The sequence below is a fragment of the Pseudomonas sp. NFACC56-3 genome (assembly GCF_900100025.1).
GTDB lineage: Bacteria > Pseudomonadota > Gammaproteobacteria > Pseudomonadales > Pseudomonadaceae > Aquipseudomonas > Aquipseudomonas fluorescens_AA.
In genome coordinates this window covers 47,551-60,242 of sequence record NZ_FMTK01000005.1, presented here as the reverse complement: position 1 = coordinate 60,242, position 12,692 = coordinate 47,551, and the positions used below count along the sequence as shown (strand labels likewise).

Sequence of the window (12,692 nt, the reverse complement as noted above, 5' to 3'; positions counted from 1 at the left end):
GAGCAAGCTCCCTCGCCACAAATCCATCATTTTTCTTAAGTGCACGGCAAACCGGGCTTGGGACCGGCTATAAGTCACACCGGTTTTTTCAGCGTGTCATACGCTTCAAGCGAGCGCAGCGAGTAAATGTAGGCAGCCCCCGCATTCAACGAAATCGCAGTGGCCAAGGCCGCTGCGACCTCCTCACGGCTCGCCCCCGCCTTGATCGCCGCATCCGTGTGGGCGGCGATACAACCGTCGCAACGGGTGGTCACGGCGATGGCGATCGAGATCAGCTCGCGGGTCTTGGCATCGAGCACGTTGTTTTCGCTGGCGGCTTCCCCGAGCGCCATATAGGCCTTGACCATTTTCGGGTTACTGCGGCCCAGCGCGCCAAACGCCTTTTGAATAGTGGGCAACAATTCGGACCAGTTATTGAACATGGCATTAACTCCTGAGTGGGTTGGGTGTACTGTTTTGACGCCCTCAGTTTTTCACCCTGGCGCCACTCGGTTTTGCTCAATCCGCTCAGTTTTTTTGGCGAAACGCTCAAATGAATGCGATCGATAAACTCATCAGCCTGGCCAACGTTCGCGGCAGCCTGGACCTGCGCTGTCAGTTCCAGGGCGACTGGGCCCTGGAACACGGCCAGCAGGCCCTGGGCACGGCGCCCTATCACATCGTGCTGGCCGGCGAATGCCGCGTCGAGTTTGCCGATGGGCAGCGCTTGCCCATGCGCGCCGGTGACATCCTGCTGCTGCCGCGAGGCGCCCCGCACCTCATGCACAGCCCTGGGAAAATGGTGACGCCGACCTTACCTCGGATCGTGACCGGGGGCGCCCTGCCGATTCACCGCATTGGCGGTGCCAGCGCGGAACTGGACATGCTGTGCGGTGGTTTTCACTTCAACCGGGCTTCGTTGCTGTTCAGCGCCCTGCCCGACTACCTGGTGATTCCCAGCGGCGCATTACCGGCCAACGGACCTTTGCCGGCGTTGGTGGAGATCCTTCGCGGTGAAGCGGATGGGAACCAGCCCGGCGCTCGCTTCCTGCTCGACGCCTTGTCCCAGGCCCTGTTCACCCTGATTCTGCGTGCGCACCTGGCGAGCCATGGCCAGGACAGCGGCTCGCTGGCCCTGCTCGGCGACAAGCGCCTGGGCCGGGCCTGGCAGGCGATGCTGGCGGACCCTGCGCACGAGTGGACCATTCAAGGCCTGGCGGATCTCGCGAGCATGTCCCGGGCCAATTTCATGCGCGCATTCGTCAAGCTGGCCGGCGTCTCGCCGTGGGTACTGTTGACGCAAGTGCGAATGGAGCTGGCCTTCAGTCTGCTCAGCCACTCACACCTGGGGCTGAGCGACATTGCCGTACAGGTCGGCTACCAATCCCAGGCTGCGTTCAGCAAGAAATTCAAGGAAATCTACGGCGAGGCGCCAGGGCGGGTGCGCCGTGGGATCCAGGCCCCGAACGCGCGCTGACAATCAACAGATATCCGCTCGCAGGGCCGGGTGCTCGCGCAGGTGCTCGACGATGTAGTCCACGAAACTGCGCACACGCATCGGCGCCTTGCGTCTTTCACGGTAGACCACATGCACGGGCATGGAGGGCGGCTCATAGGCTTGCAAGACCCTGCACAGGCGTCCGCTGCTCAGATAGTCGTACAACGGATAGCTCAAGCAGCGCGTCAACCCGGCCCCATGAGCCGCAGCCTCGATGGCCGCCTGTAGCGTGGCGCAACTGAGCCGCGTGCGGGCCTTGAAGCCGTTGGCCTCGCCCTGCTGTTGAAAAGACCACTGGACCCAGTCCTGGTTGGCCTGCGTGGCGATCAGTCGGTGATCGTGCAAATCCCGCGGCACAACCGGCTCACCATACCTGGCCAGGTAACCCGGACTGGCGCAGACGAGCGAGCGAACACTGCCGACAGGTCGTGCGATCAATGAGCAACTGGGCAGATGCCCGACCAGCACCGCGACATCCAGCCCTTCCTCATGCATGTTCGGGAAACGATCATGGTAGTGGGCCAATACCCTGATCTCGGGGAAGTGATCCATGTAGCCGGCCAATACCGGGGCCATGACATAACGGCTGAACAACGTGGGCAACAGAATCGTCAAATTGCCCTGCGCCTGGACATGCCAGCCCTTGGCCGATGCTTCAGCCTCGTCAACGGCCTTGAGAATGCGTGAACAATCGGCCATGAAGCCGACCCCGGCTTCCGTCAGCACCACCCCGCGCGTGCTTCGTGACAGTAACCGCACACCCAGCCGCGCTTCCAGTCGAGCGACCGCACGCATCACGGTCTGTCCGGAGACGTTGAGGCGCTGGGCGGCCGAGGCGAGGCTGGGGCACTGCGACAGCGCGTGGAATACCAGCATTTCATGGTGGCGCGCCATCAGCCGGTGCCTTTCACGACAGGCTTGAGCGTGACGTCGTCCCCCAGCCGATCCGCGAGGAAGTCCACGAACGTACGCACCTTGGCCGGCACTCGATTGCTCTTCTGATACACCACGTGAATCGGCAACGCCGGGGGTTCGAAGGCCTTGAGCACCACTTCCAGTTCACCCTCGGCGACCTGCCGGGCCACTTGATAGGACAATACCCGGGTAACGCCCCAGCCTTGGCGGGCGATATTGATCGCAGCCTGATTCGCGGTCACCACCAGGCGTGGGTCAACCCGCAGGCTCAGCGAGTTCGCTTCGTCCATGAACTGCCAGTGGCTCAGCAAATGACTGGCTGAAGACATCACGATATTGGCCTTGCTCAACTCGCCAGGATGGGTTGGCCGTCCATGGCGCTGGAAATAGGCCGGGGCGCCGCAAATCACTTGGCGTACCTCACCGACCTTGATGGCGTGCTGATTGTTTTCCTGCAAATGGCCGATGCGGATCGCCACATCGATGCCCTCGTCCGCGATATTCACCACACGGTCGACCAACAAGGCATTGAGATGCACCGAGGGAAACTGATCCAGGTAATCCGTCAGCAAGGGCGCGATGTACAACTCGCCAAACAGCACCGGCGCGGTGACCGTCAGATACCCGCACGGGATCGAGTAGCTGCCGGCGGCGGCCTCCTCGGCCTCTTCGAGCTCACTCAGGATCCGCCGGCAATCTTCCAGGTAGCGTTGCCCCGCTTCGGTCAGGTGCACAGTGCGGGTGGTACGGGACAACAGCTGGGTGCCGATCCGTTCCTCCATCGCCGCAATGGCTCGCGTCACGCTCGGTGGCGAAATGCGCAAGCGCCGGGCGGCAGCGGCGAACCCTTCCTCCTCGGCCACCACCATGAAAATCTGCATTTCCTGAAAGCGATCCATGGGTGATCCAGCCTTGCTTGAGGGAGATTGAACATAGGTGGCGGTTACGGCCTCAAGGCTTGCCGGAAGATGGCCCCGGCAAGCGCCTGCGGTTTGACTCAGGCTTGCTGCAAGCCCTTGGCGGTGCGCTGCATGCCGACGAAATTCGGCAAGGCTTCGATGCTGCCCAGCCAGGCACGGACGTTCGGGTAGTCGGTCAGCGCGACGTTGCCTTCCGGTGCGTGGGACACATAGGTGTACGCGGCCACGTCAGCGATGGTCGGTTGCTCACCGGCCAGGAACCGGCTTTGCCCCAGCTCCGTCTCCATCACCTTCAACAGGGCGTGGGAACGCTTGATGGCGTCTTCGGCGTCATAGCCGGCACCGAACACGGTGATCAATCGGGCGTTGGCCGGCCCCTGGTTGATCTGGCCCGCGGCCACCGAAAGCCAGCGCTGCACCCGGGCCTGGGCGAGCGGATCGCTGGGCAACCACTGGCCCTCGCCGTACTTGGCCGCGAGGTAAACCAGGATCGCGTTCGAGTCGGCCAGCACCACACCGTTGTCATCGATCACCGGCACCTGACCGAAGCTGTTGATGGCGAGGAACTCCGGGGTCTTGTGCTCGCCTTTCATCAAGTCCACGAATACCAGCTCGGTCGGCAGGCCCAGCAGCGAGAGCATCAGCTCGACACGATGGGCGTGACCCGACAACGGGTGGCGATAAAGTTTGATCGCGTTCTCAGGCATGACGTACTCCATGTTGTTTGGGCTCGAAGCGATGATCGCGTCGATGGCGCTATCCTCTGCTCCTGCTCCGGACAGTGGAATAACCAGCTTTTACAATCCACCATTTCACCCTGTGAAACGATCGCAAGCCTAGACTTCAAGCACCAACGGCTCGCTGCCTTGGGCCGGTACCGCGCAGCAGATCAGCACTTCGCCCTCGCCAACCGGTTCGGCCGGCTGGCTCAGGTAATGCACCTGGCCGCGGCTCAAGCGGGTTTTGCAGGTGCCGCAGGAACCGCCGCGGCAGCTGAATTCCGGGTTCAGGCCGCGCGCCTCGGCCAGTTCCAGCAGCGTTCCGCCGCCGGGTTCCCAACGGGCCTCCTTGCCGGAACTGGCGAACAGGACCTTCACCGCTTCAGTCGCGGCCGGCACTTGCTGGGGCGCCGGCATGCTGACTTCGATGTCCCGCACAAGGGTGGAGGGACCGAAGGTTTCCGCATGGATGCGATCGTCAGGGATGCGCAATTTGCGCAGCCCGTCGTACAGCGCCTGGGTAAAGCTGCCCGGCCCGCACAGATAGAAGTCGTAGTCGTTGAGCGGCAGCAGTTTCTTCAGCAGTTCCACATCGATCCGGCCCGCCAGGTCATAACCTTCACCCACCGTTGCTTCGGTGGGCGGTTGGCTGACCATGCGCACAATCTGGAGCTTGTCGCCGGCACGGGCGGCCAGTTCGTCGATCTCTTCACGGAACGCCAGGTCGGCCACCGAGCGGGCGCTTTGCACCAGCCAGACCGGGCGCATGCGGCTGATGCGTTGCCCCTGGTAAACCACCTCGCGCAACATCGACAACAGCGGCGTGATGCCCACCCCCGCTGCCAGCAATACCAACGGACGCCGCTCGGTGGCCTGGACGGTGAAATGGCCCTGGGGCGCCCGCGCTTCGATCTCGTGCAGCGCCCGCACCTGCTCATGCAGGTGGGACGACACCGATCCATCGCGCTTGACGCTGATGCGCAGGAAGTCATCCGACGGCGCGCTGGAAACGCTATAGGTCCGGATCGACGGCGCTTTGTGTCCCTCCAGCTGGATCCGCACCGGCAAATGTTGCCCGGCTTCAAACCGGGGCAAACCCAAGCCATCGCTCGCCTGTAGGTAGAACGAACGAATGTTGTGGCTCTCATCCACGACTCGCGCAACCCGCAACGCACGCCAGCGGCTACGCAGCGCCTCAGCCTGCAAACGCTCGGCGGCTTGCTCCCAACTGCCGGTCATCAATGAATTGGGCGAATCGCCTTCCTCCTGATCCTTCCAGCGCAGCGCGATGGCGGCCGGACGATGGACGATGCGTTGCGGTGTGAAGCGCAGCAACCGCTCGGCGCCTTGGAAGGCATTGATCTGGGGATCGTCCAGCAAGACTTGCGCCGAGCCACTCATTTGCAACAGATCGCCGGTCTGGAAATCGACGAACACCAGCCCGGCCCGTGGGTTGAGCAGGATGTTGCCCAGGGTGTTGAAGAACAGATTGCCGGAAAAATCCGGAATGGTCAGCGACCCGTCTTCATCCATGCGCACGAACCCCGGCTTGCCGCCACGGTGAGAAGCATCGACCTGCCGCTCGCCATCGCGCACCACGTAGGTGGCGATGTAAAACGAATCGGCCGCCGTCACCAGGCGCCGCACCAGCGGGTCTGACGCGGTCAACTGCCGCGGCGCGACATCCTGTGCGTCGACAAATTGATACTGGCGCAGGTTGATGTAGCGAGGGCAGTTGCCATAGGCCTGGCTCACTGCGATCTCCAGCCCTGGGGCAAGCTGACGACGCACGACGCCATTCATGCGATTACGCCGACGGGTGTGCAATTCGATCCCCAGCATGCCGATGGCATCCCCCTCGCCCATGCCCTCCTGGGCCGGGTCGTTCGGCTCGGGCTCGAGGTTGATGTGCAGGGTCTGCGGATCGGGCGAATTCATGAAACCCGGCTGCCCCGTGCGCAGGGTCGCCCACACGTCGCCTTGCCGATCCACCGCCCCCAGTATCACGAAAGGCAACTGGGCGTAGAACTCCCGGTGCTGGTCCGGCATCCATGTACGCGCCAGTTGCCGTTGGCCGACACTGGCCATCATGTCGACTGCGCCGACGGAGCGCTGCAAGGTCAGCTCTCCTTCGTGCCAGGGCGAGTTTTTTACTTGCAGGGCTTCGTCCATCAGCTACTCCTCGCGCTCGCAGCATGAACGCCTGCGCCAGTGCGCTACGGTTAGGGATTCTCCGCCACCTTCTGCACGGGTGTGCAAGTGGCTGGGGTCATCTTCTGCCCAAAGCGGTTGCGCAGGAATACGCACAAACTGCAATCCACCGTTTCATAAACTGGAATGGTGGGCTCATGGCCTGACACTGGCGAAATGCTTGGTCAATTCGAGCAAGGTCGCCCGCAACTCCGGAGGCCGCACGGGCTTGGCCAGGATCGAAATGTTCATGTGGTGCAGCGCGTGGCGAATTCTTTCGATTTCATGGCCGGTCATGATCATGGCGGGGACTTCCCAGCCCCGCTGTTCGCGAATCGCGGCGATGCATTCGGCGCCCGATACTTTCGTACCCAGGTCAAAGTCGGCAATGATGATGTCGCAGTCACTGGTCACACCCACCCCGTCGCTGTGGGTTTCCACTTCGCATCCCCACTTCTCCAACAGCGCAGACGTCGCCATCAGCACGTTGGCGTCATCCTCCACCAGGCACACCCGCAAACCCTGCAAACGGCTTTGCGTGGGCACCGGTCTGTCTACCACAGCCCTTGGCGCGACCCTTTCCAGCCCTTGGATCATGGCGCGCGTGCCCTGGCCGAGCCGGGAGTGCAATTGGATGTCCAGATTGATCAGGTGGCTGATCCGCTTGACGATGGACAACCCCAGGCCCAGTCCCTCGACATCCTTGTCACGGACGTGGCGTACCCGATAAAACTCCTTGAACACCTCAGGCAGATGTTCGGCGGCAATGCCCCGGCCCTTGTCGTAGATGACGATGGCCAGGCCACTGCCTTTCGGACGCACACCGATCAATACCGGTTGGCCGGGGGCGTATTTGAGCGTATTGGAGACCAGGTTCTGCACCATGGTCGCCAACAAACCGGCATTGACACTGACCCAGTGCCGGCAAGGCCGCAGGCGTAACTCGACACCGGCCCAGCGAGCGGCTTCGGTGTTCTGCTTGACCACGTCCTGGAGCAACGCGCCCAGGTGCACGGGTTCGGCCTGCGGTTCAAGCTGCCCGTTGTCGAGGGTGTAGATGTCCAGGATCGAACGAAACAGCTGCGACACGATGTGCAGCGAACGGTCGATGTTGTCCACCAGTCGCAGCTCTTCCTGTCCCAGCCGGGCATCGCGCAGGCAGGCGGTGAACAAGCCGATCGAGTGGATCGGCTGGCGCAAGTCATGGCTGGCCTGGGCCAGGAAGCGGGATTTCTCCTGGTTCGCGGCAATCGCCTCTTCCGAAGCGATGCGGGTACGGGTCAGCAGGATATGCGCATAGGCAGGCACCACGATGGTGGTGACGATCAACGTCAGGAACAGATAGGGCTGGCCACGCCAGAACGGCGTGAGCATGAAAATCACCCCCAGGGTCGACAGCGCGAGAACGGTTGCCAGCGCCAGGTAGCGCGAGCCGAAGCGCATGCCATTGCCCAACGTGACCCAGAGCACTGCCGCGTACACCGGCAGCATGCCCTCTCCACCCACGATCAAGGCAAAGGCGAGGCTTGCATAATCCAAGGTCATGGCAAAAAGACGACGCAGGAAGAAGTGCCCGGGCCAGCGCTTGACCGCCATGCGCAGCGGGAGCGCGGTGCCGAAGAAAAAGGCCATGTACCACAGGATCGGTACATAGGTTTCGAAGTCGCTGGCCAGAAAGGCCACCACAATGATGTAGAGCGCAGTACATGCCCCGACCGTCAATCTCAATGTAGCCTGATCAAGCTCGCTATTCTTTTCCGTCATATTCACAGGACTATTCCAACATGAAAGTTTGTTTCAAACTGAAATCCGAGGGGCAGTTTGGGTTACGATGCGTGAACTTGAAGTCAGAAGGATCTGAAGCATGACGTGCAGAGTCATTGTGGCCGATGACCATCCTTTGTTTCGTGAAGGGATGTTGAGAACCATCGAACGGCTTCTGCCGACAGCCACCATTGAACAAGCTGGCAATCTGGATGAAGTATTGGCGCTGGCGCGTTCCGGGGTGGAAGTGGACTCCCTGATACTCGACTTGCGCTTTCCCGGGATCAAATCGCTGCAAGTCATAGGCCAGTTGCGCAGTGAATTCAAACGGACCTCCATTATTGTGGTTTCCATGATGGATGACATCGATGTTATTTCCCAGGTGATGGCGCTGGGGGCCGACGGTTTCATCGGCAAGAATATCGACCCCTCCGGTATTGCCGACGCCATCATGGCAATACGCGAAGGCGAAGTGGTGGTGAAGTATCAAGCTGAAAGCTCGGTACAGGACGACGCGCTTTCCCAGCTGACCGTGCGCCAACGGCAAGTGCTTGGGTTGATCGCGGCCGGCAAGACCAACAAGGAAATAGCCCGGGACCTGGGCATTTCCCCCTTCACGGTGCGCATCCATGTCTCGAGCCTGCTCAAAGCCCTGGGTGTCCCCACGCGCGCGGCGGCCGCGGCGCAATTTTCCAACTTCCCAAGCCATGGAGGATGGTCGGAAAAACAAGACAATTAAATGTATGACGGCCGCAAATATTCATTGAGCGTCACCCTCCCTGCTCGCCTCCCAAGCCATAGCACACTTGTACTATAGCTTCGCCCAGTACTCTCCCCCTAAGCTGTGGGCGCTCCATACAAAGGCTGTTCAAACAGCCAATCATAAAGAAAGCCAACGCGCCATTCGCCGTGCAGTATTACTGTGCCTATCGAAACGTCATGGCGTGCGAAGCCTATGGATTAAATAAGTCCACAGGCGGCGCAATGCTGGGTCAACTTCACCGTCTGCGCGGTTGAAATGGAATGGTCCTGACATTAACTCAAGGTAAGTCATCATGTCCTTCGAATATGGAAAAACACTTAGAAATGGATTGGCGCTGTGCGTACTGGCGGGCGTACTCAACGGTTGTGCAAACACCGGTGACTTGGGCAACTTGGGCAACTTGATGGGCTCCCTGAATCAGGGCGCCAAAAAATACGACGTCTCTTACCTCAAGCAAACGATCATTCCGGGCAAGACGACAAAAAGCCAGATCACCCAAATGTTCGGCGCGCCGACAAATGAAGAGCTCAATTCGACCAGCTCCAGCAACGAGTCGAACTGGACCTATGAAAAGAGTGATGAGGGCCTGGATAAATACATGAAGCTGGCCAATAAGTACGTGTCGACCGAGACGCGCATGAAAATGGCCGACACCTCGGCACAACTGTCCAAGGCACAAACCGTGGCTAACGACGTCAGCAGCGTGACCGGCGGGAAAACGGGCCAAAGCCAGACCCAAGGTTCGGTATTGACCATTTATTTCGTCGATGACGTGGTCAAGTACTACCGGGTCTACTAAGACACTGACGTCATTGATCGGTGGCTTGAAGAGAGGCGGTCTTGATGCGCAGATACAATGGGCGTTGGCTGTGGGTATTGGCATTTGCCAGCACCCTGCTGACCGGATGCGGCACCACCGGTGGCCTGGAGGAGATCATTGCCCGGCAAATGTGGCGCGGCAAGACACTGGCCGAGGCCGTGGACATTTATGGTGAGCCTGATCGGCAGTCGGTCTCCGACGCGACTGGAGAGAAAACGCTCCAGTGGTTCATGAATGGCTCTTATCGGAGAAACATCTATCTGGGCAGCGAAACCCAGATGCAAAACGGTGTAATGGTCACGACCAACCATTGGGACACGTCGATCAGGCCGGGGACGTGTGTCATTACACTGACCTTTGACAAAAACAACGTCGTCACCAACTTCGATGCGAACGACGGCTTCAACCGGTTCGCCCACACCTGCGTCAACAAAAGATCCTATTGATCGTTGGGGACGGCGTCGAGCCTGTCCCCAACCCTCAAGCAACGACGACCGTGATGCTCGAACTACTCCTTCCAGGTCCCTCCGCTCAAGGCACAACTCTTGCGGGTGCTGTCCAACAGCTCAGCGGTACGCCTGTAGTAATAAAAGTCCACGCCCTGCCCGTCCACATTCACACAAGTGCCCTGGGGATTCTCCGGACAGGTTTGCGAGTAGGTGATCCTGCCCGCTTCGCCACCAAACGCGACCGGCATGTTGGCGAAGGATTCACAGCTGGAGCGGAACTTGGCCACCGGTTGCTTATCGCTCGCCTGCACACAGTCTTTCGCCTCGATGTGTTGCCCCATGACGGTCATTTCACCTTCCATCGTGCACGCCTGGCTACCTGCATGGGCCGCTGAAACACACAGTATCGTGGCGCTGATCGCACTGAAAAAACGAACGATTCCGTTCATGTACTCTCCCAACGTCCTGAGTGGTCATGCCTCCTGAAGTATCCTGACTCGGGCAATAATTCTGAATAGCACAGATGGGCTAGGCGCTACGCTTGCTCAAGGCACCAGAGACACATGAGGTTCGAACGCCCGTGGAAAAGAACAGTGAACTCGACCAGGCCACGTTGCGCCTGACCGTCAGCGCCTGTGCGCTGTTGTATATCGTCGTGCTGGCCAGCCTCTCCCAAGACGCCGCGCGTTATGTGCCAATCATTGTCTATATCAGCACGTTCATCTTCGCCTCGGTGTTCCTGCGCATGGCAATCAAACGCTGGCCGGGGCATTTCTTCTGGCGGCGTCTCTTCGCCATGTTGCATGACTACACCGGCGTCGCTTTCTCCATGATCGTCGGTGGCGAAGGCGCACTGCCGATCTACGCCGCACTGCTCTGGGTCACGTTGGGCAATGGCATGCGCTTCGGCTCGCGCTACTTGGCGCTGGCAACCGTTATCGCACTGTCGACCCTGGTGCTGATTTTCTGGCTCAACCCGTTCTGGCGTACCCAACCCTATATGTTCCTGATGCTGATCGTCACCACCATCGTGGTGCCGGCCTATGCGCACATCCTGCTCAAGCGCACCCGCATCGCCTCCGAGGAGGCGATTGCCGCCAACCAGGAAAAGTCCCGCTTCCTGGCCCAGGCCAGCCATGACCTGCGCCAACCGATCCACTCCATCGGCCTGTTCACCGCCTGCCTGCGTGACGCCAGGCTGGGCCTGGAGGAATTGCGGCTGGTGGACAACATCGACCGTTCGCTGCACACCGTGTCGCAACTGTTCCGTTCGATTCTCGACATCTACACCCTGGACCACGGCAAGCTGGTGCCGCAGGCCGAGACCGTCCACTTGGGCGCGCTACTACAGGACGTGGTCAAGCAGAACACCGAGGCGGCTCGCTGGGCTGGGGTCGAACTGCGCCTGCGCGCCAGCCCTTACTGGGTCAGCGTCAATCCAGGCATGCTGACCACGATGGTCCAGAACCTGGTGTCCAACGCCCTCAAATACGCGCCCGGCCAACCGGTACTGATCGGCGTGCGGCGCCAGGGCAAGCGCCTGGCCGTGGTGATCTACGACAAGGGGCGCGGCATTGCCGCCGAACATTTGCCCGAAGTGTTCAAGGAGTTCTACCGCGTGCGCCATGTGCGCGACAAGGATGTCGAGGGCCTTGGCCTGGGCCTGTCCATCGTCAAGCGCATCAGCCAGATACTCGGTGTCGATGTCCACATCCGCTCCACGGTCGGACAAGGCACCAAGGTGGCGATCAGCGGCCTGGAACTGGCGGCGCCAAGGGCCATGGCGCCCAAGGTGTCGCCCGTCCAGAATCGTTTGGACGGATTACGGGTGTGCCTGGTGGAAGACGACGCCAACGTCCTGATGGCGACGTCGGCGCTTTTGGAAAAATGGGGTTGCGAGGTTGAGGCCCACAGTGACGGCGAGGGGCTGACCAGCGATTGCGACATCGTCATCGCCGATTTCGACCTGGGCACGAAAGTCTCGGGCGCCGAATGCATTGCCGCGATACGCGAGCAGCGCGGCTGGCAAGTCCCGGCGCTGGTCATCACCGGACACGAGATCGAGCGCATACGCCAGTCATTGCAAAGCCTGAATATCTCGGTGCTGGCCAAGCCCGTGCGACCGCCGGAGCTGCGAACAGTCTTGCTTGAACTGCTCAAGTCCATGGATCGCCAGGGCGAGGGCTCAGCTCACCTCACCCCACCCAGCCGATAGCCGTCTTGGGAATCACCTCGGACTCGTCGAGCTTGGAGGCGAACATGCTCACCGCATCGAGGGCATCGGTGGTCCCGTTCCGGATCTGCACGATGACCGATCCGGCCTGGTCTGCCAGGGTGACACCGCGCAAGGCGCCCTCGTGGGTCACGTTCATGCTCGCGACGGCATCGCGGGTTTCGGAGAGGATCATGCCGATCATTTCGGCAATCTCCGAGGTGGAGCGACTGGTGCGCCCGGCCAGTTGCCGGACCTCGTCGGCCACCACCGCGAACCCTCGCCCCTGATCGCCGGCCCGCGCAGCCTCGATGGCCGCGTTGAGGGCCAGCAGGTTGGTCTGGTCGGCAATGCCGCGAATGGTATTGACGATGGCCGTGATCTCTTCCGAACGTGCGCCCAGTTGCCCAACCAGGCGCGCGGAGGCGCCGATGTTGTCGGCGATCTCGCGCATCTCCTTGGC

12 protein-coding genes and 1 pseudogene are annotated in these 12,692 nt (G+C 60.8%); 5 read left to right on the top strand and 8 right to left on the bottom strand.

Translation table 11 applies throughout. The features are described from left to right. Positions 1-74: 74 nt before the first annotated feature. Entirely contained in the window at positions 75-422 is a 348-nt protein-coding gene (locus tag BLO80_RS09515; RefSeq protein WP_092327663.1) for a carboxymuconolactone decarboxylase family protein, read from the bottom strand. 110 nt (positions 423-532) lie between these two features. Here BLO80_RS09515 and BLO80_RS09510 point away from each other — a divergent pair, with 110 nt between their 5' ends. Next, positions 533-1,456: an AraC family transcriptional regulator gene (locus BLO80_RS09510; RefSeq protein WP_092327661.1), complete on the top strand. Its 924-nt coding sequence runs from the start codon at positions 533-535 to the stop codon at positions 1,454-1,456. Positions 1,457-1,459: 3 nt separating this feature from the next. Here the strand turns inward: BLO80_RS09510 and BLO80_RS09505 are convergent, their stop codons facing one another. The 5 genes from BLO80_RS09505 to BLO80_RS09485 all read right to left on the bottom strand — a co-directional run bounded on the left by BLO80_RS09505 (position 1,460) and on the right by BLO80_RS09485 (position 7,985). Next, complete coding sequence (locus BLO80_RS09505; RefSeq protein ID WP_092327660.1) at positions 1,460-2,371, bottom strand: LysR family transcriptional regulator; 912 nt, start codon at positions 2,369-2,371, stop codon at positions 1,460-1,462. Continuing rightward, positions 2,371-3,291 (bottom strand): LysR family transcriptional regulator, encoded by a 921-nt coding sequence (locus tag BLO80_RS09500; RefSeq protein ID WP_092327658.1) that lies wholly within the window; start codon positions 3,289-3,291, stop codon positions 2,371-2,373. Before BLO80_RS09500 ends, BLO80_RS09505 begins: the two co-directional genes overlap by 1 nt. A gap of 98 nt (positions 3,292-3,389) precedes the next feature. Beyond that, positions 3,390-4,019: a glutathione S-transferase family protein gene (locus BLO80_RS09495; RefSeq protein ID WP_092327657.1), complete on the bottom strand. Its 630-nt coding sequence runs from the start codon at positions 4,017-4,019 to the stop codon at positions 3,390-3,392. A gap of 129 nt (positions 4,020-4,148) precedes the next feature. Then, the gene (locus BLO80_RS09490; protein WP_092327655.1) at positions 4,149-6,203 is read right to left on the bottom strand and encodes a 2Fe-2S iron-sulfur cluster-binding protein; all 2,055 of its coding nucleotides are present in this window, start codon (positions 6,201-6,203) and stop codon (positions 4,149-4,151) included. Between the two features lie 174 nt (positions 6,204-6,377). Further along, positions 6,378-7,985 (bottom strand): ATP-binding response regulator, encoded by a 1,608-nt coding sequence (locus BLO80_RS09485; protein WP_092327654.1) that lies wholly within the window; start codon positions 7,983-7,985, stop codon positions 6,378-6,380. A gap of 100 nt (positions 7,986-8,085) precedes the next feature. Here BLO80_RS09485 and BLO80_RS09480 point away from each other — a divergent pair, with 100 nt between their 5' ends. The 3 genes from BLO80_RS09480 (at position 8,086) to BLO80_RS09470 (ending at position 10,014) form a co-directional block, all read left to right on the top strand. Then, entirely contained in the window at positions 8,086-8,724 is a 639-nt protein-coding gene (locus BLO80_RS09480) for a response regulator (RefSeq protein ID WP_092327652.1), read from the top strand. 316 nt (positions 8,725-9,040) lie between these two features. Beyond that, a complete protein-coding gene (locus BLO80_RS09475; RefSeq protein ID WP_092165132.1) occupies positions 9,041-9,547 on the top strand; it encodes a hypothetical protein in 507 nt (168 codons plus the stop codon). A gap of 44 nt (positions 9,548-9,591) precedes the next feature. Next, positions 9,592-10,014: a hypothetical protein gene (locus tag BLO80_RS09470; protein WP_092327650.1), complete on the top strand. Its 423-nt coding sequence runs from the start codon at positions 9,592-9,594 to the stop codon at positions 10,012-10,014. A 62-nt stretch (positions 10,015-10,076) separates the two neighbouring features. On the opposite strand, the gene BLO80_RS09465 is transcribed toward BLO80_RS09470, so the two are convergent. Continuing rightward, entirely contained in the window at positions 10,077-10,466 is a 390-nt protein-coding gene (locus tag BLO80_RS09465) for a hypothetical protein (RefSeq protein WP_092327649.1), read from the bottom strand. 131 nt (positions 10,467-10,597) lie between these two features. On the opposite strand from BLO80_RS09465, the gene BLO80_RS09460 reads away from it, so the two are divergent. Beyond that, positions 10,598-12,232 carry an ATP-binding response regulator gene (locus BLO80_RS09460; protein ID WP_092327647.1) on the top strand — a complete coding sequence of 545 codons (1,635 nt, stop codon included), beginning with the start codon at positions 10,598-10,600 and terminating at the stop codon, positions 12,230-12,232. Here BLO80_RS09460 and BLO80_RS30600 read toward each other — a convergent pair. After that, positions 12,213-12,686, bottom strand: a pseudogene (locus tag BLO80_RS30600) (methyl-accepting chemotaxis protein); the annotation flags it as partial. The gene BLO80_RS09460 and the pseudogene BLO80_RS30600 overlap by 20 nt on opposite strands. Positions 12,687-12,692: the final 6 nt, after the last annotated feature.